23 protein-coding genes are annotated in these 23,233 nt (G+C 71.7%); 14 read left to right on the top strand and 9 right to left on the bottom strand.

Going from position 1 to position 23,233, the window contains the following annotated elements; all coding sequences use genetic code 11:
- Positions 1–205 precede the first annotated feature (205 nt).
- The 3 genes from ACWY4P_RS38440 (at position 206) to ACWY4P_RS38430 (ending at position 2,499) form a co-directional block, all read left to right on the top strand.
- Positions 206–403 carry a DUF5708 family protein gene (locus ACWY4P_RS38440; protein ID WP_456205185.1) on the top strand — a complete coding sequence of 66 codons (198 nt, stop codon included), beginning with the start codon at positions 206–208 and terminating at the stop codon, positions 401–403.
- A gap of 98 nt (positions 404–501) precedes the next feature.
- Positions 502–1,107: a hypothetical protein gene (locus tag ACWY4P_RS38435; protein WP_456205184.1), complete on the top strand. Its 606-nt coding sequence runs from the start codon at positions 502–504 to the stop codon at positions 1,105–1,107.
- Positions 1,108–1,179: 72 nt separating this feature from the next.
- Positions 1,180–2,499, top strand: coding sequence for an MFS transporter (locus tag ACWY4P_RS38430; RefSeq protein ID WP_456205183.1), 1,320 nt, complete (start codon positions 1,180–1,182; stop codon positions 2,497–2,499).
- 219 nt (positions 2,500–2,718) lie between these two features.
- Here the strand turns inward: ACWY4P_RS38430 and ACWY4P_RS38425 are convergent, their stop codons facing one another.
- Positions 2,719–2,973 (bottom strand): hypothetical protein, encoded by a 255-nt coding sequence (locus ACWY4P_RS38425; RefSeq protein ID WP_456205181.1) that lies wholly within the window; start codon positions 2,971–2,973, stop codon positions 2,719–2,721.
- A 71-nt stretch (positions 2,974–3,044) separates the two neighbouring features.
- Here ACWY4P_RS38425 and map point away from each other — a divergent pair, with 71 nt between their 5' ends.
- The 5 genes from map to ACWY4P_RS38400 all read left to right on the top strand — a co-directional run bounded on the left by map (position 3,045) and on the right by ACWY4P_RS38400 (position 8,388).
- The gene (map, locus tag ACWY4P_RS38420) at positions 3,045–3,902 is read left to right on the top strand and encodes a type I methionyl aminopeptidase (RefSeq protein WP_456205180.1); all 858 of its coding nucleotides are present in this window, start codon (positions 3,045–3,047) and stop codon (positions 3,900–3,902) included.
- A 157-nt stretch (positions 3,903–4,059) separates the two neighbouring features.
- Complete coding sequence (gene efeO, locus ACWY4P_RS38415; protein WP_456205179.1) at positions 4,060–5,187, top strand: iron uptake system protein EfeO; 1,128 nt, start codon at positions 4,060–4,062, stop codon at positions 5,185–5,187.
- Positions 5,188–5,200: 13 nt separating this feature from the next.
- Positions 5,201–6,511, top strand: coding sequence for an iron uptake transporter deferrochelatase/peroxidase subunit (efeB, locus tag ACWY4P_RS38410; RefSeq protein WP_456205178.1), 1,311 nt, complete (start codon positions 5,201–5,203; stop codon positions 6,509–6,511).
- Between the two features lie 28 nt (positions 6,512–6,539).
- Entirely contained in the window at positions 6,540–7,532 is a 993-nt protein-coding gene (gene efeU / locus ACWY4P_RS38405) for an iron uptake transporter permease EfeU (protein ID WP_456205177.1), read from the top strand.
- The gene (locus ACWY4P_RS38400; protein ID WP_456205176.1) at positions 7,483–8,388 is read left to right on the top strand and encodes a hypothetical protein; all 906 of its coding nucleotides are present in this window, start codon (positions 7,483–7,485) and stop codon (positions 8,386–8,388) included. The genes efeU and ACWY4P_RS38400 overlap by 50 nt, the downstream gene beginning before the upstream one ends.
- A gap of 82 nt (positions 8,389–8,470) precedes the next feature.
- Here ACWY4P_RS38400 and ACWY4P_RS38395 read toward each other — a convergent pair whose 3' ends face one another.
- Positions 8,471–9,214, bottom strand: coding sequence for a bifunctional DNA primase/polymerase (locus ACWY4P_RS38395; protein WP_456205174.1), 744 nt, complete (start codon positions 9,212–9,214; stop codon positions 8,471–8,473).
- Between the two features lie 205 nt (positions 9,215–9,419).
- Here ACWY4P_RS38395 and ACWY4P_RS38390 point away from each other — a divergent pair, with 205 nt between their 5' ends.
- Entirely contained in the window at positions 9,420–10,232 is an 813-nt protein-coding gene (locus ACWY4P_RS38390; RefSeq protein ID WP_456205173.1) for a glycerophosphodiester phosphodiesterase, read from the top strand.
- Between the two features lie 39 nt (positions 10,233–10,271).
- Here the strand turns inward: ACWY4P_RS38390 and ACWY4P_RS38385 are convergent, their stop codons facing one another.
- On the bottom strand, positions 10,272–10,874 hold the full coding sequence (locus tag ACWY4P_RS38385) for a TetR/AcrR family transcriptional regulator (RefSeq protein ID WP_456205172.1): 603 nt from the start codon (positions 10,872–10,874) through the stop codon (positions 10,272–10,274).
- Positions 10,875–11,051: 177 nt separating this feature from the next.
- On the opposite strand from ACWY4P_RS38385, the gene ddaH reads away from it, so the two are divergent.
- Both ddaH and ACWY4P_RS38375 read left to right on the top strand, forming a co-directional pair.
- Positions 11,052–11,846, top strand: a complete 795-nt coding sequence (gene ddaH, locus ACWY4P_RS38380; RefSeq protein ID WP_456213198.1) for a dimethylargininase — start codon at positions 11,052–11,054, stop codon at positions 11,844–11,846.
- A 324-nt stretch (positions 11,847–12,170) separates the two neighbouring features.
- The gene (locus ACWY4P_RS38375; protein ID WP_456205171.1) at positions 12,171–13,208 is read left to right on the top strand and encodes a small ribosomal subunit Rsm22 family protein; all 1,038 of its coding nucleotides are present in this window, start codon (positions 12,171–12,173) and stop codon (positions 13,206–13,208) included.
- 15 nt (positions 13,209–13,223) lie between these two features.
- Here the strand turns inward: ACWY4P_RS38375 and ACWY4P_RS38370 are convergent, their stop codons facing one another.
- The gene (locus ACWY4P_RS38370; RefSeq protein ID WP_456205170.1) at positions 13,224–15,656 is read right to left on the bottom strand and encodes an ATP-binding cassette domain-containing protein; all 2,433 of its coding nucleotides are present in this window, start codon (positions 15,654–15,656) and stop codon (positions 13,224–13,226) included.
- Positions 15,657–15,708: 52 nt separating this feature from the next.
- Positions 15,709–16,119 carry a VOC family protein gene (locus ACWY4P_RS38365; protein WP_456205169.1) on the bottom strand — a complete coding sequence of 137 codons (411 nt, stop codon included), beginning with the start codon at positions 16,117–16,119 and terminating at the stop codon, positions 15,709–15,711.
- Positions 16,120–16,240: 121 nt separating this feature from the next.
- On the opposite strand from ACWY4P_RS38365, the gene ACWY4P_RS38360 reads away from it, so the two are divergent.
- Entirely contained in the window at positions 16,241–16,669 is a 429-nt protein-coding gene (locus ACWY4P_RS38360; protein WP_456205167.1) for a helix-turn-helix transcriptional regulator, read from the top strand.
- Positions 16,670–16,684: 15 nt separating this feature from the next.
- Positions 16,685–17,101 (top strand): VOC family protein, encoded by a 417-nt coding sequence (locus ACWY4P_RS38355; RefSeq protein ID WP_456205166.1) that lies wholly within the window; start codon positions 16,685–16,687, stop codon positions 17,099–17,101.
- A 3-nt stretch (positions 17,102–17,104) separates the two neighbouring features.
- Here ACWY4P_RS38355 and ACWY4P_RS38350 read toward each other — a convergent pair whose 3' ends face one another.
- Together ACWY4P_RS38350 and ACWY4P_RS38345 are read right to left on the bottom strand one after the other, a co-directional pair.
- Positions 17,105–18,238 (bottom strand): serine hydrolase domain-containing protein, encoded by a 1,134-nt coding sequence (locus ACWY4P_RS38350; protein WP_456205165.1) that lies wholly within the window; start codon positions 18,236–18,238, stop codon positions 17,105–17,107.
- Complete coding sequence (locus ACWY4P_RS38345) at positions 18,214–19,530, bottom strand: multidrug effflux MFS transporter (protein WP_456205164.1); 1,317 nt, start codon at positions 19,528–19,530, stop codon at positions 18,214–18,216. Before ACWY4P_RS38345 ends, ACWY4P_RS38350 begins: the two co-directional genes overlap by 25 nt.
- A 99-nt stretch (positions 19,531–19,629) precedes the next feature.
- Here ACWY4P_RS38345 and ACWY4P_RS38340 point away from each other — a divergent pair, with 99 nt between their 5' ends.
- On the top strand, positions 19,630–20,628 hold the full coding sequence (locus ACWY4P_RS38340) for a Gfo/Idh/MocA family protein (protein ID WP_456205163.1): 999 nt from the start codon (positions 19,630–19,632) through the stop codon (positions 20,626–20,628).
- Positions 20,629–21,034: 406 nt separating this feature from the next.
- Here the strand turns inward: ACWY4P_RS38340 and ACWY4P_RS38335 are convergent, their stop codons facing one another.
- Entirely contained in the window at positions 21,035–21,193 is a 159-nt protein-coding gene (locus ACWY4P_RS38335) for an ice-binding family protein (RefSeq protein WP_456205162.1), read from the bottom strand.
- A gap of 306 nt (positions 21,194–21,499) precedes the next feature.
- Positions 21,500–22,786, bottom strand: coding sequence for an ice-binding family protein (locus ACWY4P_RS38330; RefSeq protein ID WP_456205161.1), 1,287 nt, complete (start codon positions 22,784–22,786; stop codon positions 21,500–21,502).
- Between the last annotated feature and the right edge of the window lie 447 nt (positions 22,787–23,233).

The following is a 23,233-nucleotide window of genomic DNA, read 5'->3' as shown; positions in this document are numbered from 1 at the left end:
GACGTAGGACGTCCCTTGTGTGCGGCGACCTTAGGGTTCGTCTCACAGAGCGTCAAGGGACGGCACATGAACACTTCGCGGCGGGTCCGTCGAAGGATGCAGGAGGCCGCTGTTGATCTCGTCCGTCGGGCCGAGGATCCGTCAGGCGGCGGCTCATAGCGTGAAGTTGTTCGCCCGCCCCCGTGACGAAGGACAGCGCACCACGATGACCAAGGCCCTCAAGCAGCTCCTCGAAGGGAGCGTCACCCTCGTCCTCGGGCTGGCGCTGTGGCTGTTCACCGGGGACGTCGAACTCCCCGTCGTGACCCTCACCAAGATCGGGGTCGTGATGATGTGCTGGGGCGGCGCCCAGCTGCTCTACGGCTCGTACCTGAGCCTGGGCGGGCAACGCTCGAAGAGCTGAGGCGTTCGAAGAGCTGAGGCGTTCGAAGCCGCCCGAAGGGGTGAGGCCGACCCGATACGCCCCCGCCGCCCCGCGCGCCACGGCAGGATCCCGGTGCCATGGACGCCGTACGGGTCGCGCTGCTGCGCGACGTGCTCACCGGGACCGAGTGGCTGCCCGCCACCCGCCGGTTCGCGGGCTCCCTGCGGGCCTCGGTCGGGCCGCGCGGGGGCGGGCTGCTGCTGGTGGGCAGCGAGCGGTACGAGCCGTGGCACCTGGCCGCGCACCTCGACGACGAGGCCGCCTGGTCCGGCCTGCCCGAGCTGTCCCCCACCCTCGTACGCCACCGGGTCCCGGACGGCGCGGTCCCCGCCCATCTGTCCGTCGGCCTCGGCCGGTTGGAGTGCGCCAGGCGCGGTGAGACGCTGCTCGTGGTCGCGCCGGACGACCCGGGGGCCGGGCTGTTGGAGCGGGTGCACGACGCGCGCCGGAGCGGGGCCACCGTGCTCGCCCTCGACGGCGGCCACGCCGAGCTGCACGCCCTGGCCCATGACGCGCTGGCCGCCCCGGCCGGCGCGGGCCTCGATCTGGACACCCTCCAGCACCTGGTCAGCGCGGCCGCCGGGGAGAACGGCCTCCCCGCGCCGCGCGGCCGCCACCGCTTCCGCGACCGCCTCGCCCGGCTGGCCGACCAGCTGACGGCCCCGCCACCGGCGCCCTGGTAGGGCCGGCGCCGGAGCGATGGCGCAATTAATTCGTTTGTGGGCCACGCGGGCGGCCCCGGACCATGGCCCCTTGTGACGGACGACCATCCCCCGCCTCCGGGGGCGCGTCGGCGCGCCCTGCTGCCCGATCTCGCGCCCTGGCGCTCCTCCCGCGACTTCCGCCTGCTGTGGACCGCGGGTCTGGTGACCGCCTTCGGCAGCTTTCTGACCATGGTGGCGCTGCCGCTGCAGATCAAGGAGTTGACGGGGTCGACCCTCGCCGTCGGCGCGATCGGCGCGGTCGAGCTGGTTCCGCTCGTCGTCTTCGGTCTGTACGGCGGGGCGCTCGCCGACGCCGTCGACCGCCGGAAACTGATCCTGCTCACCGAGGCGGGCCTGGGGCTGCTGTCGGCGCTGCTGCTGGCCAACAGCCTGCTGCCCGAACCCATGCTGTGGCCGCTGTATGTCGTGGCCGCCCTGACCAGCGCGCTCACCGGGCTGCAGCGCCCGGCCATCGACGCGGTCACGGCCCGTATCGTGCCGCACGACCAGCTCACCGCGGCCGCCGCGCTGAACTCGATCCGCTGGCAGCTGTCCGCCGTGGCGGGACCCTCGCTCGCGGGCGTCGTCGTCGCGTACGCCGGGCTGCCCTTCGCGTACGGGCTGGACCTGCTGACGTTCGCCGTCTCGATCCTCCTCGCGCTCGGCTTCACCCCGGCGCCGCCCGCCCACGACGCGGAGAAGCCGTCGCTGCGGGCGATCGGCGAGGGGGCGAGCTACGCCTGGCGGCGCAAGGATCTTCTGGGCACGTACGCGGTGGACATGGCGGCCATGCTGTTCGCCTTCCCGAACGCGATCTTCCCCTTCCTCGCCGACGAACTGGACGCGCCCTGGTCGCTCGGCCTGATGTACGCGGCCGGGTCGGTCGGCTCCATCGTGGTGAGCGTGACCAGCGGCTGGGCCTCCCGGGTGCACCGGCACGGCCGGATGGTCGTGCTGAGCGCGGCGCTGTGGGGGGCGGCGATGGCCGCGGCGGGATGGCTGCCGAACGTCTGGCTGGTGCTGCTGTGTCTGGCGGTGGCGGGCGGGGCGGACATGGTCAGCGGGCTGTTCCGCGCGACGATGTGGAACCAGACGATCCCCGACGAGCTGCGGGGGCGGCTGGCGGGCATCGAGCTGCTGTCGTACGCGACGGGGCCGCAGCTGGGCCAGGTCCGGGCCGGGGGCATGGCCGGGCTGGTGGGGGTGCGGGCCTCGGTGTGGACGGGCGGGCTGGCGTGCGTCGCGTCGATCGGGCTGCTGGCCCTGGCCCTGCCGAAGCTCATGGCGTACGACGCGAGGACGGATCCGCACGCGCGGCGCGTCCGCGAGTCGCGAGGGGCGGCGGACGCGGCGGTGGACGCGGCGGCGTGAGCCGCCGCGCGGCTCCCCCGTCCGGGCATCCGGCCTCGAGCAAGCCGACCCGCCGTCCCAGGAACGCCCCCAGGGCCGCGGCTTCAGCGGGGTCCGGGAGCAGAGCCGCGCCGCGGTCCGGGGCCGCGGAACCAGCGCGGCCCGGGGGGCAACCCGCAACCCGGTCCGGGGCACCCGTCCGACGGGCGGGACGCAGCCCCGGCACTCGGCCGACCGCGGTCAGCCGCCGTCCCGCGCACCTTCGTCCGGCGCGCCCCCGCCGCGCGCGGGCTCATCGCGCCAGCGCGGGTCGCTCTCCCACTCGACGTTCCGCTCCGCGGTCAGCTCCACCGCGTGTTCGGCCTCGGTGCGGCTCGGGTACGGCCCCAGCCGGTCGGCCGCCCGGCATTCCGGGCCCTCCTCGACCTTCTGGTGCTTGATGCAGTAGTACCACTCGCCCGGCTTCCCCGCGGCCCGCTTCTTGAACAGCGCCATCGCGGCCTCCCTCCCTCGTCTCTCCAGTTTCCCGCCATGCTGCCCGATGCGCCGCCGATACACTCGCTGACATGTCTGGCCAGTCGCTTCTTGTCCCGGGAAAGCTCTCTCCCGCCCGCCCCGTCCCCGCCTCTATCCCCCGCCCCGAGTACGTCGGCAAAGAGGGCCCGACGCCGTATACGGGGTCCGAGGTCCAGGACGCCGAAACGATCGAGCGGATGCGGATCGCGGGCGGGATCGCCGCGCGGGCGATGGGGGAGGCCGCGAGCCGGATCGCGCCGGGGGTCACCACGGACGAGCTGGACCGGGTGGCGCACGAGTACCTGTGCGACCACGGCGCGTACCCCTCGACGCTGGGCTACCGCGGCTTCCCCAAGTCGCTGTGCTCCTCCGTCAACGAGGTCATCTGCCACGGCATCCCGGACTCGACGGTGCTGCGCGACGGCGACATCGTGAACCTGGATGTGACCGCGTTCATCGGCGGCGTGCACGGCGACACCAACGCCACCTATCTGTGCGGCGAGGTGGACGAGGAGTCGCGGCTGCTGGTGGAGCGCACCCGGGAGTCCCTCAACCGCGCGATCAAGGCGGTCAAGCCGGGCCGCCGCATCAACATCATCGGCCGCGTCATCGAGTCGTACGCCAAGCGCTTCGGCTACGGCGTGGTCCGCGACTTCACCGGCCACGGCATCAACTCGTCCTTCCACTCCGGCCTGATCGTCCCGCACTACGACAGCCCGCATCACACCACCGAGATCAAGCCGGGGATGACCTTCACGATCGAGCCGATGCTGACGCTGGGCAGCTACGAGTACGACATGTGGGACGACGGCTGGACGGTCGTCACCAAGGATCGGAAGCGGACGGCCCAGTTCGAACACACGCTCGTGGTGACCGAGACGGGCGCGGAGGTTCTGACCCTCCCATAGGGTCGTATTACCAATTTTTTACTCTCGGCTTACGGATTCTTGGGGCTGAGCTGGAGCTGGGTAGGTAAGCCTCAGTTAAGTTAGGGCGGCCTATCCGGCCCCTGTCTCGACATGCCGCCATGTCGGCATGCTGCCCGATCTCGACTGGAGTCCGTTTATGAGAGCCGCCCGCTCTTCCGCCGTCACCGCCATCGCGGCGGTGGCCTCGCTGGCCGCCGTGTCCGGCTGCGCCGAGAAGTCCGACGCCAAGGGCTCCGACGCGATCCGGATCACGGCGTCCAACGACAAGTGCGAGGTCTCCAAGACCAAATTCCCGGCCGGGCACGTCAGGCTCGCGGTGGAGAACAAGGGCTCCAAGGTCACCGAGGTGTACGTCTACGCGCCCGGCGACCGGATCGTCACCGAGCGGGAGAACATCGGCTCCGGCCTCAAGGCCAGCATCACCGCCGAGATCAAGGCGGGCACCTACGAGATCGCCTGCAAGCCCGGCATGAAGGGCCACGGCATCCGGCAGAAGGTGACCGTGACCGGCGGCAAGGTCGCCAAGCGGAACCCGAAGCTGGACAAGGCGGTGGCCGACTACCGCGCCTATGCCCAGGCGCAGGCCGACGAGACGCTGCCGAAGGCCCAGGCGTTCGCGGACGCGGTCAAGAAGGGCGACCTGGAGGCCGCCAAGAAGGCGTACGCGCCCTCGCGCGTCGGCTGGGAGCGCACCGAGCCGGTCGCCGAGTCCTTCGGCGACATCGACCCGAAGGTGGACATCCGCGAGGACGGCCTGGAGAAGGGCCAGAAGTGGACCGGCTGGCACCGGCTCGAGAAGTCCCTGTGGCAGGACAAGAAGATCACCGCCGAGGACAAGACCCTCGCGGACCAGCTGATCAAGGATCTGAAGGACTGGCAGAAGCGGGTCGGCACGGCGGACATCACCCCCACCGGCATGGCCAACGGCGCCAAGGAACTCCTCGACGAGGTGCAGACCGGCAAGGTCACCGGCGAGGAGGAGCGCTACAGCCACACCGACCTGGTCGACTTCGAGGGCAATGTCGACGGCGCCGAGAAGTCGTACCAGCTGCTCAAGCCGGTGGCCTCGCAGAACAACCCGGCCCTGACCAAGGATCTGGACAAGCAGTTCGCGGCGGTGAAGAAGCTGCTCGACAAGTACCGCGAGGGTGACGGGTTCGTGTCGTACGACACCGTCGGCGAGGCCAAGCGCAAGGAGCTGTCCGACGCGGTCAACGCCCTGGCCGAGCCGCTGTCCAAGCTCGCCGCGGCCGTGGCGAAGTAGGGGCGCGCCGACCATGACCGACCAGTCAGCACAAACGCCCCCGGCCGACGAGCCCGTCGACGAGCCCGCCTCCGCGCGCCGCACCGCCCCCTCGCGCCGCGCGCTGCTCGGCTGGGGCGGCGCCGGGCTCGCGCTCGGCGCCGCCGCGGGCGGGAGCGCCGCGGCGGCCCTCGGCGGCTCCGACGCGACCGCCCAGCCGGTGGCCGACAGCGGGGCCGCGGTGCCCTTCTACGGCGCGCACCAGGCCGGGATCGCCACCGCCGTGCAGGACCGGCTGCACTTCGCGGCCTTCGACGTCACCACCGACGACCGCGACGAGCTGATCGCGCTCCTGAAGGAGTGGACGAAGGCGGCCGCCCGGATGACACAGGGCCACGCGGTCGGCGGCGGCGCCGTCGGCGGGCTCGCCGAGGCCCCGCCGGACGACACCGGCGAGGCGCTGGGGCTCAAGCCGTCCCGGCTCACCCTCACCGTGGGCTTCGGGCCGACCCTCTTCAAGGACAAGAAGGGCAAGGACCGCTTCGGCCTCGCCGGGCGCCGCCCGGAGGCCCTGATCGAGCTGCCCGCGTTCCCCGGCGACAACCTGGACGCGGCGCGCAGCGACGGCGACCTGTGCGTTCAGGCGTGCGCGGACGACCCGCAGGTGGCGGTGCACGCGATCCGCAACCTGGCCCGTATCGGCATGGGCAAGGTCGCCATCCGCTGGTCGCAGCTGGGCTTCGGCAAGACGTCCTCGACGACGCCGGACGCGCAGACCCCGCGCAACATGATGGGGTTCAAGGACGGCACCCGGAACATCGCGGGCACCGACTCCGCGGCCCTGGACAAGCATGTGTGGGTGGGGGGAAAGACCGGCCCCGAGTGGCTGGCCGGCGGCTCGTACCTGGTCGCCCGCCGCATCCGGATGCACATCGAGACCTGGGACCGCACCTCCCTCCAGGAGCAGGAGGACGTCTTCGGGCGCACCAAGGGCGAGGGCGCGCCCATCGGCAGGCCGCGCGAGCGCGACGAGCCGAACCTGAAGGCGATGCTGCCCACCGCGCATGTCCGCCTCGCCCACCCGGACTCCAACGGCGGGGCGCGGATCCTGCGTCGCGGCTACTCCTTCACCGACGGCACGGACGGCCTGGGGCGGCTGGACGCGGGGCTGTTCTTCCTCGCCTACCAGCGGGACGTGCGGCAGGGGTTTGTGCCCGTGCAGCAGAAACTGGGGCGCGACGACGCGCTCAACGAGTACATCCAGCACGTGGGTTCGGCGCTGTTCGCCGTCCCGCCGGGCGTCCGCGACGCGGGCGACTGGTGGGGCCGGGCGCTGTTCACCTGACCGAAGAGAGAAGAGAAAGGCGAACCTCGTGTTCGGCAACTACCTGGTCGGACTGCGCGAAGGGCTGGAAGCCAGCCTGGTCGTCTGCATCCTCGTCGCCTATCTGGTCAAGACCGAGCGCCGGGAGGCGCTGCGCCCGGTCTGGCTGGGCATCGGCGTCGCGGTCGCGGTGAGCCTGTCCTTCGGCGCGGCGCTGCAGTTCGGCACGCGGGAGCTGACGTTCAAGGCGCAGGAGGCGCTGGGCGGCTCGCTGTCGATCGTCGCGGTCGGCCTGGTGACCTGGATGGTGTTCTGGATGCGGCGCACCGCCCGGCACCTGAAGCGCGAGCTGCACGGCAAGCTGGACGCGGCGCTCGCGATGGGCACCGGGGCGCTGGTGGTGACCGCGTTCCTGGCGGTGGGCCGCGAGGGCCTGGAGACCGCGCTGTTCGTCTGGACGGCGGTGCAGGCCAGCAACGACGGGACGTCGCGGCCGCTGATCGGGGCGGTCCTGGGGCTGCTCACCGCGGTACTGCTGGGCTGGCTGTTCTACCGCGGCGCGCTGAAGATCAACCTGGCGAAGTTCTTCACCTGGACCGGCGGCATGCTGGTCATCGTGGCGGCGGGCGTGCTCGCGTACGGCTTCCATGACCTGCAGGAGGCGGAGTTCGTCCCCGGCCTGCACGACCTGGCCTTCGACATCAGCGGAACCATCCCGCCGGACTCCTGGTACGGCACCGTGCTCAAGGGCGTCTTCAACTTCCAGCCGGACCCGACCGTTCTCCAGGTCTCGGTGTGGCTGCTGTATCTGGTCCCCACGCTCGCCTTCTTCCTGGTCCCCGGTAGGGTTGCGCCGTCCAAGGCAGTCCCGAAGGAGCCCACGCCCCATGACACGCAGGGCACGCAGGTCACAGCGTCGGCAGTGCGCAGTTCCGAAAGCCGCGGCAGCGGCGGCGGTGGCAGTGACGCTGGCGATGACGCTGACAGGCTGCATGACGGTGCACGGCGAGCGGGAGAACATCCCGTCCGTCGCGAAGGATGAGGCGCCGAAGGCGCTCAAGCGGTTCACGGACGTCTACAACAAGTCCTACCGCGAGCTGGATCCGGCGCTGGCGAACCAGGTCCAGACCGGCCCGCTGCTGGACATCAGCGCGGCCGACCTGAAGGCGCAGCACGCCGGCAAGCCCGGCGGGAACCCCGATTACCCGCCGCTGGAACTCAACGACGCGCGCTACGTCATACCCAAGCAGGTCGGCTGGCCGAAGTTCTTCCTGGCGAACACCGAGAGCAACCGCGACGACAACCGCTGGCTGCTGGTCTTCACCCGAGGCGGGGCGGACGAGCCGTGGAAGGCCGCGTATCTGTCCATCCTCAGCCAGGACGAGGTGCCGGACTTCCAGCTCGACAAGGACGGCTGGGCAAAGCCCGTGCCGACCGAGGGGGCCACGCCCAGGCTGGCGGCCGCGCCGGACGAGCTCAGCGCCGAGTACACCGACTATCTGATGACCGGCAAGGGCGAGGTCTTCGCGGACGGCCAGTCGACGTCGGGGCTGCGGACCGGGCGGAAGAAGTTCCTGCGCACCCCGAAGTTCTGGACCGAGTACATCGACACGGCCGCGAACGGCGCCCGCTACGCCCCGGTGGGGCTGCGCCTGAACGACGGCGGGGCCCTGGTCTTCTTCACCTCCCACCACCGGCAGAAGCAGACCATGGCGAAGGGCTACCGGCCCAACCCCACCCCGCAGATCAAGGCGCTGATGACCGGCGAGGCGAAGAAGTCGGTGACCTTGACCCGGGTGTCGGAGTCGGCGGTACGGGTCCCGGCGAAGGACGCGGCGGACCCGAAGGTGGTGTTCCTCAACCGGCTGGAGGGCGTGACGGCTGCGAAGGGCGAGTAGGGCCCGCTCCCCCGGTCGTCAGCGTCGCTCCAGTCGCAGGCGTGGTGCCGGTCGGCGTCTCGCGCCGCACCGTCCCGCCCTGTCAGCGTCCTATCGGCCAGGCGTGCGACTCGTGCTCGTGCCCCTCGTCCGCGAGCCGGGCACACGCGTCGGTCAGCGACTCCAGCAGCGACAGCGGGTCCGGCAGCGGCCGCTCCGGCCCCAGCAGCCAGGCCACCCGGCCGTCCCCCGGCAGCCGCGCGGGCGGCAGGAGCACATAGCTGCCCCGGCAGTGCCAGCGCAGCCCGGGGTGCTCGTCCATCGTCTCGGGGTGGCAGTCCAGCTCGCACGGCCACCACTCGTCCTCGTCCTCCGGGGTGCCGCGGGTGGCCGTGAAGAACAGCATGCGGACCTGCCCCTGCTGGTGCTCGGCGCTGGTGGTGGCCACGGGCCCGACCTCGACACCGGCCTCGCCGAGCCGCTCCATGGCCAGCCGGCCGGCGGCCACGGGCACATCCAGCACGTCATGGGCGATGCCGGTGGCGGTGATGAAGTTCGCCTCGGGGTCGCTCTGCAGCCACCGCGCGACCTTCTCCGGGTCGGTGGTCGCCTGCGTCTGCCAGGCGAAGGAAACGGGGTGCCGGGCCGGGGTCGGACAGCCGATGCGGTCGCAGGAACAGCCGTAGCCGGAGGGATGGGCGGCCGGCGCGAGCGGGAACCCGGCGGCGGCAGCGGCCATGAGCAGATCCTCGCGGGCGCCGGCCGCGCCCGCCCCCGTGCCCGTGTCGCCGCCCGCTCCGCTCCGCGGTCGGCGCAGCCACTGGGAGAACCTGCCCTTGCGTTCCATCTACCGCCTCGCTTCCCCGCCGGTACCGCCGGATACCCAGCCAATGCTGCCACCATCCTGCTCCCGAGGTGGCCGGTGTCCGCATCCGGGGTGCCCGGGACCCCCCTCTGGGTGCGGATATCGGGCATAACCGAACTGGCGCCCCTAGCGTGCCCTTATGGTCACGAGGTCTCTACTGACTGGTATAGCGGTCCTCACCCTGTCCGTGCCGGCCGCTGTGCCGGCCACCGCCCCGGCCGCCGCGCCGCCCACCGTGCCGACCCTCCCGTCCGGGCGGCGCGGCGGGCCCCCGACCGCCGATTCGCTCCCGCCGATTGCCTACGTGGCGCATCGCGGCGGGGCCCTGGAAGTCCCCGAGAACAGCGTGTCCGGCCTGACCGCCGCCTACGAGCGCGCCGCCGCCCAGGTCCTGGACTTCGACACCAGGATGCTGCGGGACGGCACGCTCGTGGTGATGCACGACGCGACGCTGGACCGTACGACGTACTCGACCGGCCCTGTGAGGTCGCTCACCGCCGCCCAGTGGCGGACCATACGGCTGCGGCCGGGCCCCTGGCTGCCCGGCCTGTGGCTGCCCGAGGCGCCGCCGACCGTCGGCGAGGCGCTGGACCTCTTCGGCGGACGCAGGGTGCTGATGGTGGAGGCGAAGGACCCCGACAGCCTGCCCCGCCTGTCCGCGATGATCCACGAGCGCGGCCTGACCCGCTCCGTCTTCGTCAACACCAACCGCCTCCGCGTGGCCCGGCAGGCCCACCGGATGGGGCTGCTGACGCAGCTGTGGCGCTCGGCCCGGCAGTTGCGCAAGGACCGGCCCCGCGCATGGCGGGGGTTCGTGGATCTGCTGGACGTGGACTACCAGGCGCGGAAGCAGGACCTGCGGCGGGCGGTGGCCTCCGGCATACGCCGGGTGTGGGCCCACACGGTGAACACTCCCGAGGCGCGGGACCGGATGCTGCGGCTGGGCTGCGGCGGCATCATCACGGACGCGCCGACGCCGCTGACGTCGACCGCGCGCTGATCTCGCGGATCACGTGGTCACGTGGTCACGTGTTGCTGATCACCTCTTGAGGATCCCCCACAGCGCCGTCTCGACCACCGCGTCCGCGTACTCGTGCGTGAGCGGATGGGTGCGCAGCAGCCAGCGGTGGGTCAGCGGGCCGCACACCAGCTCGACGGCGACGTTCGGGTCGACGTCCCGCGCGACCTGCCCGGCGTCCTGGGCGGCCCGCAGCCGCTCGGCGAGCAGCCGCAGCCCCGGCTCCAGGACCCGGGCGACGAAATGGGCGCCGAGCTCGGGGTTCACCAGCCCCTCGGCGGTCAGCGCGCGGGCGGGCAGGTCGTACGCGGGCGCGTTCATCTGGTCGACCGCCCCCCGCAGCACGAGCTTGAGATCCGCCTCCAGATCCCCCGTGTCGGGCAGCGCGGGCTCGCCGCCCTCGGGCGTCTCCCCCTGAGCGATGAAGGCGTCCAGCAGCACCGCGGCCTTGGAAGGCCACCAGCGGTAGATCGTCTGTTTGCCGACCCCGGCACGGGCCGCGATGGCCTCGATGGTGAGCCGGGGATAGCCCATCTCGCCGACGAGCTCCAGAGCGGCGTCGAGGATCGCCCGGCGGGAGCGTTCGCTGCGGCGGGCGGAGTCGGGCGCTGCTTTGTCGGCCATGGCGGACAACCTACCGACCTCCTAAACCATCCATTCGGCTCATACCCCGGGCGGGCACCGGGGCGCACCATGAGGCCAGGACCACGTACGACGATCCGTACGGGCCTGCACTCCCGTGAGGAGCCATCCTTGTCCTTGCGTACCCCTGAGCGCCGCGCCACCGCGCGCCGCTATCTGATGTGTCCGCCGACCCACTTCAGGGTCACCTACTCCATCAACCCCTGGATGGACCCGGCCAAGCCCGTGGACCTCCCGCTCGCGCTCGCCCAGTGGGAGGACCTGCGCGACCGCTACCGCTCCCTCGGCCACACCGTCGAGGAGCTCGCGCCCCGGCCCGACCTCCCCGACATGGTGTACGCGGCGAACGGCGCGACCGTCGTCGACGGCCGCGTCCTCGGCGCCCGCTTCGCCCATCCCGAGCGCACCGGCGAGGCGGCGGCCCACCTGGACTGGTTCCGCGCCCACGGCTACGCGGAGGTGCGCGAGCCCGAGCACGTCAACGAGGCCGAGGGCGACTTCGCAGTCACCGCGTCCTGGCTGCTGGCGGGCCGCGGCTTCCGCAGCAGCCCGCTCTCGCACTCCGAAGCGCAGGAGTTCTTCGGTCGCCCCGTGATCGGCCTGGATCTCGTCGATCCGCGCTACTACCACCTCGACACGGCGCTGTGCGTGCTCGACGACACGACGGACACGGAGATCATGTACTACCCCGGCGCCTTCTCACCCGGCAGCCGGACCGTACTCGGCCGTCTCTTCCCCGACGCGATCATAGCCACGGAGGCGGACGCCTCGGCCCTCGGGCTCAACGCGGTCAGCGACGGCCGCCATGTCGTACTCCCCCAGGCAGCGGCCGGACTCTTCGGTCCCCTGCGCGAACGGGGCTACGAGCCGATCGCGATGGACCTGAGCGAGCTGCTCAAGGGCGGCGGCAGCGTGAAGTGCTGCACGCAGGAGCTACGAGATCCGGGCCGCTAGGCCCGACCCCGGACGCCCGGCCCCCGCCGGGCGTCGCCGCCCCCAGCGCCCGACGCCGGAAGGGCCGCCGCCGGGGCCGGGCGGGCGGGGACGGGCCGACAGCAGGCGGCGGCCGAGGCCCAGGTGGCCGCAGCGGAGCCGGGGCCCGGTTCGGCGCTGCCGCGGCGACGGGACCGTGCCGCCGGAGCGAGCCAGGGGCGCTGCCGACCGCGCACCGCGGGAGCTGCCGCCGCACCCGGGCGGCGGGAGCGCAGCGGGGCAGCGGGAGCGCGCCGCCACGACCGGCCGGCCGCGGGCTGTCGCTCGGGCGGTAAACTTCGGTGGGTGCACGCATCCGCTCCCGAAGCCGCCCGAACCGGCGAGACGCTGCGCGCCGCGCTCGCCGCGCTGCTCGATGGGCTGCCGCCCCGGCAGGCTGCCCAGGCGACGGGGCGGCTGATCGAGAACTACCGGGGGCGGACCCCGACCGACGCGCCCGTGCTGCGCGACCGGTCCGACGTCGTGGCCTACGCCGCGTACCGGATGCCCGCCACCTTCGAAGCCGTGCGCTCCGCGCTGGCCGCGTTCCGCGCGGCGGCGCCGGAGTGGAGCCCGGCCACTCATGTGGACATCGGCGGCGGCACCGGCGCGGCCACCTGGGCGACCGCCGCGACCTGGCCGGACGGGGCCCGCGCCACCACCGTCCTGGACTGGGCCGAGCCCGCGCTCGCCCTCGGCCGGGAGCTGGCCGGCGGCGCGGACGTCGAGGCGCTGCGGGAGGTGCGCTGGCAGCGCCAGGCCATCGGCGACGGCCTGTCCCTCCCCGACGCGACCGACCTGGTCACCGTCTCCTACGTACTCGGCGAGCTGACCCCCGCCGACCGCCGCGCCGTCGTCGACGAGGCGGCCCGGGCCGCCCAGGCCGTCGTACTGGTCGAGCCCGGCACCCCGGACGGCTACCTCCGCGTCCGCGAGGCGCGGGATCAGCTGCTGGCGGCGGGGCTGCGCGTGGTGGCCCCGTGCCCGCACAGCGCGCAGTGCCCGATCGAGCCGGGCACGGACTGGTGCCACTTCGCGGCCCGGGTCAGCCGGTCGTCGCTGCACCGGCAGGTGAAGGGTGGTTCGCTGCCGTACGAGGACGAGAAGTTCGCGTACGTCGCGGCGGCCCGCTTCCCCGCCGCGCCCGCGGACGCCCGCGTGGTACGCCGCCCGCAGCTCCGCAAGGGCCAGGTGCTGCTCGACCTGTGCACCCCGGACGCGGGCCTGCGCCGCGAGACCGTCACCAAGCGCCAGGGCCCCCGCTACCGCACGGCCCGCGACGCCGACTGGGGCGACGCCTGGCCGAACGCGGACGAGGGCGCCGCCGCGGGCCCGGCCCACTGATCGTCCCGCTGTCGATCACGTGCCGACGTAGGCCGCGAGGTGCTCGCCGGTGAGGGTGGAGCGGGCGGCGACGAGTTCGGCGGGTGTCCCCTCGAAGACGATCCGGCCGCCGTCGTGGCCGGCGCCGGGGCCGAGGTCGATGATCCAGTCGGCGTGCGCCATGACAGCAGGGTGGTGCTCGACGACGATGACCGACTTGCCGGAGTCGACGAGCCGGTCGAGCAGACCGAGCAGCTGCTCGACGTCGGCGAGGTGCAGGCCGGCGGTCGGCTCGTCGAGGACGTAGACGCCGCCCTTCTCGGCCATGTGGGTGGCCAGCTTGAGCCGCTGCCGCTCGCCGCCGGACAGCGTGGTGAGCGGCTGGCCGAGGCTGAGGTAGCCGAGCCCGACGTCGGCGAGCCGGCCGAGGATGCGGTGCGCGGCCATGGGGTATCCCCTGCTCGAAGAGCTTGGGGAAGCGCAGGCCTCGCCGGCGCCGAAGAACTCCTCGGCCTCGGTCACCGACATCGCGAGCACCTCGCTGATGTCGCGGCCGCCGAGGTGGTACTCCAGCACCGAGGCGTCGAACCGCTTCCCCTCGCAGTCCTCGCAGGTGGTGGAGACGCCGGCCATCATCCCCAGGTCGGTGTAGACGACGCCGGCGCCGCTGCAGGTGGGGCAGGCACCCTCGGAGTTGGCGCTGAACAGCGCCGGCTTCACGCCGTTGGCCGTCGCGAACGCCTTGCGGATCGGGTCGAGCAGCCCGGTGTACGTCGCCGGGTTGCTCCGCCTGGAGCCGCGGATCGCGCTCTGGTCGACCGACACCACGCCTTCGTCGGCAGCCCCCGACTGTTGACACAGCGATCCGTGTACGAGGGAGCTCTTGCCGGAGCCCGCCACTCCGGTGACCACGCAGAGCACCCCGAGCGGGATGTCGACGTCGACGCCCCGCAGGTTGTGTGTCGTCGCGCCGCGGACCGGAAGCCGGCCCTTGGGCGTCCGCACCGTCTCCTTGAGGCCGGCCCGGTCGTCGAGATGGCGGCCGGTGACGGTGTCGCCGGCCCGCAGCCCCTCGACGGTGCCCTCGAAGCAGACGGTGCCGCCCGCCGTGCCGGCGCCGGGGCCGAGATCGACGATGTGGTCGGCGATCGCGATCGTCTGCGGCTTGTGCTCCACGACGAGCACCGTGTTGCCCTTGTCCCGCAGCCGCACCAGCAGGTCGTTCATCCGCTGGATGTCGTGGGGGTGCAGGCCCGTGGTGGGCTCGTCGAAGACGTACGTGACGTCGGTGAGCGAGGAGCCGAGGTGGCGGATCATCTTGGTGCGCTGTGCCTCGCCGCCCGAGAGCGTGCCCGACGGCCGGTCGAGCGAGAGATAGCCGAGGCCGATCTCCACGAACGAGTCGAGGGTCTGCTGCAGCGCGGTGAGCAGCGGCGCCACCGACGGCTCCGCGATGCCGCGGACCCATTCGGCCAGGTCGCTGATCTGCATCGCGCAGGCGTCGGCGATGCTGATCTTCTTGATCTTCGATGCCCGGGCGCCCTCGCTGAGCCGGGTGCCGTCGCACTCGGGGCAGGTGGTGAAGGTGACCGCCCGTTCCACGAACTCCCGGATGTGCGGCTGCATCGCCTCCTTGTCCTTGGAGAGCATCGACTTCTGGATCCGCGGGATCAGCCCCTCGTAGGTCATGTTGATGCCCGCGATCTTCATCCTGGTCGGCTCGCGGTGGAGGAAGTCGTGCAGCTCCTTCTTCGTGAACTTCCGGACGGGCTTGTCCGGGTCGAAGAAGCCCGACTCGATGTAGAGCCGGGAGTTCCAGCCGCCCCCCTTGTAACCGGGGACGGTGATCGCGCCCTCGGCGAGCGACTTGGAGTCGTCGTAGAGCTGGGTGAGGTCGAGATCGGTGACCGAGCCCCGGCCTTCGCAGCGCGTACACATGCCGCCGGTACGGGTGAAGGTCGCCTTCACCGCCTTCTTGGCACCGCGCTCGACGGTGATCGCACCGCTCGCCCGGACCGAGGGGACGTTGAAGGCGTACGCGCTGGGCGGGCCGATGTGCGGCTTCCCGAGCCGGCTGAAGAGGATGCGCAGCATCGCGTTGGCGTCGGTGGCGGTGCCGACCGTCGAGCGGGGGTCGGCACCCATCCGCTGCTGGTCGACGGTGATCACCGTGGTCAGCCCGTCGAGGACGTCGACCTCGGGCCGTGCCAGCGTCGGCATGAAGCCCTGCACGAAGGCGCTGTAGGTCTCGTTGATCAGCCGCTGCGACTCCGCGGCGATCGTGTTGAACACCAGCGAGCTCTTGCCCGAGCCGGAGACTCCGGTGAACACCGTCAGCCGGCGCTTCGGGATCTCGATGCTGACGTCCTTGAGGTTGTTCTCGCGCGCGCCGTGCACGCGGATCAGATCGTGGCTGTCGGCGGCGTGCGGCGCGGGCGACTCCGTGTCCGTCTTCTTGGCCATGCTCATCGTGTCTCCGTTCTGTTACGGACTGTTGCGCGGGGTTGCCTTCGCCGTCGGCTCAGCGCAGCTCGTTGATGCGGATCAGGTTGCCCGCGGGGTCGCGGAAGGCACAGTCGCGAACACCGTACGGCTGATCGATCGGCTCTTGGACGACCTCGGCATCGCCGGCCTGAAGCCGCGCGAAGACGCCGTCGAGGTCGGCGGTGGCCAGGGTGATGCGGGCGTAGGTGCCCTTGGCCATCATCTCGACGATGGTGCCGCGCTCGTCGTCGGTGGTGCTGGGGTCGGTGGCCGGCGGCTCCAGGACGATGGACGTGCCGGGCTGGTCGGCGGGGCCGACCGTGATCCAGCGCATCTTGCCCTGTCCGACGTCGTTGCGGACTTCGAAGCCGAGGGTGTCGCGGTAGAAGGCCAGGGAGGCGTCCGGGTCGTCATGCGGGAGGAAGGTCCAGTGAATGGTGATGTCCATGGCGATCACGCTAGCTGCGGCTCCGTGACCCGGGCTTCTCCATTCCTGATCGGTTCCTGATCGGTCTGGTCATCTGTCTCGAGGCTCCTCATCGCCTCGGGCGCTGTGCGAAACTCGTCGAATGAAACGGCAGGACCTCGACGACCTCGTACGGCTGCGGCGGGCCCGCGACCGGATGGACCGCGACTACGCCGAGCCGCTCGACGTCCCGGCGCTGGCGCACGGCGCCCTGATGTCGCCGGGCCATTTCTCCCGCAGCTTCCGCGCCGCCTTCGGCGAGACGCCCTACAGCTACCTGATGACCCGCCGCATCGAGCGGGCCAAGGCGCTGCTGCGGCGCGGTGACCTCACGGTGACCGAGGTCTGCTTCGCGGTCGGCTGTACGTCGCTGGGGTCGTTCAGCTCGCGCTTCACCGAGCTGGTCGGCGAGAGCCCGAGCGCGTACCGGGCCCGGAGCCATGACCACGCCGCCGCCATCCCGGCGTGCATCGCCAAGATCCACACGCGGCCGGTCAGGAACTCGGAGGCGCGCCCCGCCCCGCGGCCGTAGCGTAGCGTGATTGTTATGGAGATCACGCTTTCCACCTGCTTCATCGCCGTCGACGACCACGACAAGGCGATCGCCTTCTACCGCGATGTGCTCGGCCTCGAGGTGCGCAACGACGTCGAGTTCGAGGGAATGCGCTGGGTGACCGTCGGGTCGCCCTCGCAGCCGGACGTGAGCATCGTCCTGGAACCGCCACTCGCCGACCCGAACGCCTCGCCGGCCGACAGACAGACCATGGCGGAACTGATGGCGAAGGGCCTGCTGCGCGGCGTCATCTTCTCGACGGACGACTGCGACGCCACCTTCGAGCGCATCAGGGCCGCGGGTGCCGAGGTGCTGCAGGAGCCCATGGACCAGTTCTACGGCCTCCGCGACTGCGCCTTCCGCGACCCGGCCGGCAATCTGCTGCGCTTCAACCAGCCGCTCAAGAAGTGAGCCCTACCGCAGCGCCCGCGCCAGCGCCGTCCCCGCCGCCGCGCGCGGGGCGCTGTCGGCCGGGCGGCGGCGTGGGTGCACCGTGTTGGCCAGCAGCACCAGAAACGAGGACGTGGCCCGGTCGAGCACCATGCTGGTGCCCGTGAAGCCCGTGTGGCCCGCCGCGCCCCGGCCCGCCAGCTCGCCCATGAACCAGGGCTGATCGACCTCGAACCCCAGCCCGGGCGCGGCCAGCATCAGGTCGACGGACTCCGGGCGCAGCACGGGCGGGCCGCCGCCGAGCAGGGCGCGGCACAGCAGCGTCAGGTCCGCGGCCGTGGAGAAGAGGCCCGCGTGGCCCGCGATGCCGCCCAGGGCGTAGGCGTTCTCGTCGTGGACGACGCCGCGCAGCATGCCGCGGTCGAGCTTGGCCCAGGGGCGCCGCTGGTCCTCGGTGGCGGCGATGCGGGGCAGCCAGGCGCGGGGCGGGCAGTAGCGGGTGACGGTCATGCCGAGGGGGCGGGTGATGTCGTCGCGTACGAGGTGGGCCAGCGAGCGGCCGGTCACCCGCTCGACGACGCGTTGCAGCAGCAGGAAGTTGAGGTCGGAGTAGCGGCGGGCGGTGCCGGGGGCGGTGGTCGGGGGTTCGGCGTGCAGCCTCGCCAGCCGCTGTTCGTACCCGTCGTAGTCGTACAGCGGCAGTTCGGGCAGTAGCCCGGAGGTGTGGGTGAGCAGCTGCCGCACGGTGATCCCGTGTTCGGCGGCGGCGGTGAACTCGGGGGCGTACGCGGCGACCCGGCCGTCCAGGTCGATCTCGCCGCGCTCGACGCGCCGCACCGCGACGATCGTCGTGAACAGCTTGGTCAGGGAGGCGAGGTCGAAGACGGTGTCCTGCCCTCGGTCCCGGCCCGGCCCCGCGCCCCGCCCGGTCCGCGTCGGCACCCACCGCTCGCGCGGCAGCTCCACGCCGCGGTCCGTGGCCTCGTCGTACGCCGCGTACCGCACCGCCCAGCCGAAGGCCTCCTCGACGAGGACGTCCGGGCCCCGCCCGGCGGCCACGACCACCCCGGCGCACCAGGGGCGCTCCCCCTCGGGGAGCGCCGCCACGTCTCGTATGAGCTGGTGCAAAGGGTTCAGCCGGTCTTGCGCTGCTGCCATGGACGGCACAGTGCCAGGAAGCCAGCCACGGCCGCGAGCGCACACACCAGCTGGACCACGGTCATCGGCACGGCCGTGTGCTCGCCGGCGATGCCCACCAGCGGCGAGGCGATCGCGCCGACGAGGAAGGAGGAGGTGCCCAGCAGCGCGGACGCGGAGCCCGCGGCGTGCTTGGTGCGCATCAGCGCCTGGGTGTTGGTGTTGGGCATGACCAGGCCCATCGCGGACATCAGCACGAACAGCCCGGCGGCCATCGGTACGAGGCCGACGTCGCCGAAGACCCCGGTGGCCATCAGGCAGAGCGCGGCGGCCGACAGGGTGATCGCGGCGAGGCCGACGAGCAGGGCCGCGTCCAGGTTGACCCGTCCGGCCAGCACCTTTCCGTTGAGCTGTCCGACGGCGACCAGGCCGATCGAGTTGATCCCGAAGAGCAGGCTGAAGGTCTGCGGGGAGGCGCCGTAGATCTCCTGGACGACGAAGGTGGATCCGGAGACATAGGCGAAGAGGGCGGCGAAGGCGAAGCTGCCCGCGAGCAGGTAGCCGGTGAAGACGCGGTCGGCGAGCAGTCCGCGCATGGTGTGCAGCGTCTCGCCGAGGCCGCCGCTGTGGCGCCGCTCGGGCGGCAGCGTCTCGTGCAGCCAGCGCCAGACGACGAGGGTGAGCAGCGCGCCGACGACGGTCAGCACGACGAAGACGCCGCGCCAGTCGGTGAGGCGGAGGATCTGGCCGCCGATGACGGGCGCGGCGACGGGCGCGACGCCGGAGATCAGCATGAGGGTGGAGAAGAAGCGGGCCATCTCGGCGCCGTCGTACAGGTCGCGGACGACGGCGCGGGAGATCACGATGCCCGCGGCCCCGGCCAGCCCCTGGAGCAGCCGGAAGGCGATCAGCAGCTCGACGGTGGGCGCGACGGCGCAGATGGCGGTGGCGAGGATGTAGATCACCATGCCGATGAGCAGGGGGCGGCGGCGCCCCCACTTGTCGCTCATGGGGCCCACGACCAGCTGGCCGAGCGCCATGCCCGCCAGACAGGCGGTGAGGGTGAGCTGGACGGTGGCGGCGGGGCTGTGCAGCGCGCCGGTGACCTCGGGCAGGGCCGGGAGGTACATGTCCATGGACAGCGGCGGGAGGGCGTTGAGCCCGCCGAGGACGAGGGTGACCAGCAGGCCGGCGCGGCGGGCGCGGCTCGGCGCGGGGCTCGGGGCGGGGCTCGGGGAGACGGCGGAGGGGGTGGACTCGGGTACGGATATGGGTCTGTGGTCGGATGTGGTCGGATGGCCGGACGGCGGCATTCAGCTCTCCGTGAGTCGTTGAGTCTTCTCTATGCTCTCAGCAATTCGTTGTGGTCATGACCGGTGTGGCCGGCAAGCGAGCGGGAGAGTGGGACGAGGATGGCCGAGACCGTGCGGTGGGGAATTCTGGCGACGGGCGGGATCGCGGCGTCGTTCACGGCGGACCTGCTGGAGATGGCGGACGCGCAGGTGGTGGCGGTCGGCTCGCGCAGTACGGAGTCCGCGAAGCGCTTCGCCGAGCGGTTCGGGATACCGCGTGCGCACGGCAGTTGGGCCGAGCTCGCCGCCGACGAGGACGTGGATGTGGTGTACGTCGCAACCCCGCATTCGGCGCACCGCGTCTCGGCCGGGCTGTGCCTGGAGGCGGGGCGCGCGGTGCTGTGCGAGAAGGCGTTCACGCTCAATGTGCGGGAGGCGGCCGAGCTGATCGGGCTCGCCCGGGCCCGCGGCAGCTTCCTGATGGAGGCGATGTGGACGTACTGCAATCCGGTCGTCCGGCGGATGGCCGAGCTGGTCCGTGACGGCGCGATCGGCGAGGTGCGAACGGTACAGGCGGACTTCGGCCTGGCCGGGCCGTTCGACGCCGGGCACCGGCTGCGCGACCCGGCGCAGGGCGGCGGCGCGCTGCTCGACCTCGGGGTGTATCCGGTGTCCTTCGCGCAGTTGCTGCTGGGCGAGCCCGATGACGTCCAGGCGCGGGCGCGGCTGACGCCGGAGGGCGTGGACGAGAACACCGGGATCCTGCTGGGCTGGGACAGCGGCGCGGTGGCGCTGCTGAGCTGCTCGCTCAACGCCGATACGCCGCAGACCGCGTCGGTGACCGGGTCGGCGGGCCGGATCGAGTTCCCGCGCGGCTTCTTCCACCCGGAGCGGTTTGTGCTGCACCGGCCGGGGCGGGATCCTGAGGTGTTCACGGCGGAGGGCGCGGAGGCCGGCCTGCGCGGCTTGCAGCACGAGGCGGCGGAGGTGATGCGCTGTCTGCGGGCGGGCGAGATGGAGTCCCCGCTGGTGCCGCTGGACGGCACGCTCGCGGTGATGCGCACGCTGGATGCGGTGCGCGAGCGGATCGGCGTGCGATACGCCGTCGACGCGGGGTGACGCGGGCTGAGAAGCGGCAGGGGAAGGCCCGCGGCGGCGTCCGCCGCCGCGGGCCCACGTCTCTGGCGAGTTCCGGCAAGTTCCTCGCTCCACGGCGCAGTCGCGGGCAAGCTCTGGCACAGAGATCGTTACCGGCATCCGAGCAGGACATTCCCGGTACAGCGTGGAGCGGCTGACGCCGAGGTCGGCGGCGACTTGCCCGGGGATCGCGCCGTCCTTGGTCCGCTGGGCGGCTCCGGCTCGGGTGGTCGCGTTGAGCTTCGCCGGGCGCCCGGTCGGCAGTCCGCGGGCCTCCTTGGCAGCGCGCGCGCCGGCAGCCCTCATGTCCGACAGCTATCGGACCCCGCATCAGGTCCGGCAGCGGGCGCCGAGCTGCTGGCGGCCGAGGAGCGCTCGAACTCCCGGATCACATCGCCCGAGTGATGGTGTTGGTGTCCATCGTCACGGAGCCGTTGCGTGCCAGCGCTTGGCCGTTGATCGTTGCCCCAGTAGTCAGGGTGATCGACGTGAGCCGGCTGCCGTGTCCGGGTGCGCCCGGCCCCGTCCGGACAGGCCCTGGACGCATGACCGGACGCTCGGCTGATGCCCTCGAGCACCACTGAGCCCCCGGACGCGGAGTCCAGGGGCTCAGGTGCCGCCGAACGGCGGGTAGGAACCCTCCCACCGGTCTTATCAAGCTTCAACCATGGGTCATAAGCGCGCAGAAATCCGCCTATGACGGGAAGGGCGGGATGTCTCGGGGATCCAGCCTGGTGCCCAACGTTGACTGGTCAGAGGGCACGAGATGGTACCGCTGCGATGGGCTGACACCGTGGACTGTTCGCTCCACAAAGGTCTCTCCTCACGAAGATGAGGATCGGCCTTGTCAGGGCTAGCACGTCCGTCGAGCTACCAACGACACGCTCCTGTGATCTGCGCAATCGTCCCACGGACCGTGCTCGTCGTAGTCGTCGTAGTCGTCGTGGTCGTCGCGGTCGTCGTGACTGTCGAGGTCGTCGCAGCCGTCGTTGCCGCTGTAACCGCTGTGACCGCTGTGACCGCCGTTGTCGCTTTGCTCACCGTGACCGCCCGGACCGCCGTGGTCGCCGTGACCGCCCGGACCGCCGTGACCGCCACCACCACCGGGACCGCCGCCCGGACCGCCGCCGCCGGGACCGCCACCGGGACCGCCGCCGCCCGGACCGCCCGGACCACCACCGCCGCCCGGACCGCCCGGACCACCACCGCCGCCCGGACCGCCGGGACCACCACCGCCGCCCGGACCGCCGGGACCACCCGGACCGCCGCCACCGCCGCCACCGCCGCCACCGCCGGGACCGTCATCGCCGGGAGCCCCGGGAGGCCCAGGAGGACCGGCGGGACCAGCGGGACCGGCGGGACCAGCGGGACCGGCAGGACCAGCGGGACCGGCAGGACCAGCGGGACCGGCAGGACCAGCGGGACCGGCGGGACCGGGCGGGCCGACGGCGCAGGCGGCCCTCGTAATGGTGTTGGTGTCGAGCGTGACGGCGCCAACAAGCGCCAGGGCTCGGCCTTCGATCACCGCGCCGGTCTGTACCGTAATAGACGCCTGGGCCAGGATGTTGCCCTTGAAGGAGGAACTGACCTTGATCGTGGCGGAACTTCCCACCTGCCAGAACACGTTGCACGCCCGTGCCCCGTTGATGAGGAGGACGTTGCTTCCCACCTCCGCGGACAGGGTCGAAACCATCTGGATGATGAAGACGGCGTCGGGGTCGCCCTGGGCATCGAGACGGACTGTCCCCGTGATTCCCAGCGAGGACGAGGACGTGTAGACGCCGGGCGTCAGGGTTGATCCGCCGAGGTCGCCCGAGACGGCGGCCCCGGGTCCCCGGCTGGCCGCGTCGCCGTAGGCGACGCCGAGATCGGCCTGCGCCCCAGCGGCGGCGGCGTCGGCTGCGTGGATCGCTCCGTTGACGATGCCGGGCGGAAAGCCCGTCACCGCCGAGCCAGGGCTCACTCCCAAATCGCCGTTGATGACGCTGGGGCCCGTATTGGTGACAGTTGAACCGGCCAGGACCGCGTAATTGGTAGCTCTCCCGAGTAGCACCGGAGCTTCTGCGGCGTGCGCAAGGCCCGAAACCATCGTGAGTGTCGCCAGCAGCGCTACTCCGGGGATCAGTGCGAAGGTTCGCATGAGTCGACTGCGTCTACGCCCTCTGCCTGGTGGGGCGGACGGGATGGCATCCACTGCCATAGCAAGACCTCTCTTATCGGCATTGAGCTCAGTCGCCCCGGCAAGGGATTCCGAGCGCCCGCGATGACTGCCAGTCAGGCCACGGACCTCTCTACGCACGTCGCCCCTCCGCAACTGCCGCCCCGTAGGCGGAATTCCAAAGCAATAACCTTCCGGAGGTGGTGACATACCGGCATTCATCAAACCGCCACCAATAACAACATAAGAAGCAAAACATACTAAAGACCCATAAGGGTGACATCATCGAGCAATTACAATGGTTTCACCCATTTGCCTGGCGTGTCGTCAGTCGACATACATTCCCGACCCGACAGCTGACCGAGCGTGCCGCGTAGGCCCTGTTCTCGTCCGCGAAGTCAAGGGTCACGGGGCTGTGTCTATCGCTGG

The organism is Streptomyces sp. LZ34 (assembly GCF_053890475.1).
The sequence above is the reverse complement of the archived record's forward strand: the minus strand, read 5'-3'. Positions and strand labels throughout refer to the sequence as shown.

Bases quoted from the DNA above. Each gene is read 5' to 3' on its own strand.
- ACWY4P_RS38440 (WP_456205185.1), top strand. From the start codon at position 206: ATGACCAAGGCCCTCAAGCAGCTCCTCGAAGGGAGCGTCACCCTCGTC.
- ACWY4P_RS38435 (WP_456205184.1), top strand. From the start codon at position 502: ATGGACGCCGTACGGGTCGCGCTGCTGCGCGACGTGCTCACCGGGACC.
- ACWY4P_RS38425 (WP_456205181.1), bottom strand. From the start codon at position 2,973: ATGGCGCTGTTCAAGAAGCGGGCCGCGGGGAAGCCGGGCGAGTGGTAC.
- map (WP_456205180.1), top strand. From the start codon at position 3,045: ATGTCTGGCCAGTCGCTTCTTGTCCCGGGAAAGCTCTCTCCCGCCCGC.
- efeO (WP_456205179.1), top strand. From the start codon at position 4,060: ATGAGAGCCGCCCGCTCTTCCGCCGTCACCGCCATCGCGGCGGTGGCC.
- efeB (WP_456205178.1), top strand. From the start codon at position 5,201: ATGACCGACCAGTCAGCACAAACGCCCCCGGCCGACGAGCCCGTCGAC.
- ACWY4P_RS38400 (WP_456205176.1), top strand. From the start codon at position 7,483: ATGACGGTGCACGGCGAGCGGGAGAACATCCCGTCCGTCGCGAAGGAT.
- ACWY4P_RS38395 (WP_456205174.1), bottom strand. From the start codon at position 9,214: ATGGAACGCAAGGGCAGGTTCTCCCAGTGGCTGCGCCGACCGCGGAGC.
- ACWY4P_RS38385 (WP_456205172.1), bottom strand. From the start codon at position 10,874: ATGGCCGACAAAGCAGCGCCCGACTCCGCCCGCCGCAGCGAACGCTCC.
- ddaH (WP_456213198.1), top strand. From the start codon at position 11,052: ATGTGTCCGCCGACCCACTTCAGGGTCACCTACTCCATCAACCCCTGG.
- ACWY4P_RS38370 (WP_456205170.1), bottom strand. From the start codon at position 15,656: ATGAGCATGGCCAAGAAGACGGACACGGAGTCGCCCGCGCCGCACGCC.
- ACWY4P_RS38365 (WP_456205169.1), bottom strand. From the start codon at position 16,119: ATGGACATCACCATTCACTGGACCTTCCTCCCGCATGACGACCCGGAC.
- ACWY4P_RS38360 (WP_456205167.1), top strand. From the start codon at position 16,241: ATGAAACGGCAGGACCTCGACGACCTCGTACGGCTGCGGCGGGCCCGC.
- ACWY4P_RS38355 (WP_456205166.1), top strand. From the start codon at position 16,685: ATGGAGATCACGCTTTCCACCTGCTTCATCGCCGTCGACGACCACGAC.
- ACWY4P_RS38350 (WP_456205165.1), bottom strand. From the start codon at position 18,238: ATGGCAGCAGCGCAAGACCGGCTGAACCCTTTGCACCAGCTCATACGA.
- ACWY4P_RS38345 (WP_456205164.1), bottom strand. From the start codon at position 19,530: ATGCCGCCGTCCGGCCATCCGACCACATCCGACCACAGACCCATATCC.
- ACWY4P_RS38340 (WP_456205163.1), top strand. From the start codon at position 19,630: ATGGCCGAGACCGTGCGGTGGGGAATTCTGGCGACGGGCGGGATCGCG.
- ACWY4P_RS38335 (WP_456205162.1), bottom strand. From the start codon at position 21,193: ATGCGTCCAGGGCCTGTCCGGACGGGGCCGGGCGCACCCGGACACGGC.
- ACWY4P_RS38330 (WP_456205161.1), bottom strand. From the start codon at position 22,786: ATGCGAACCTTCGCACTGATCCCCGGAGTAGCGCTGCTGGCGACACTC.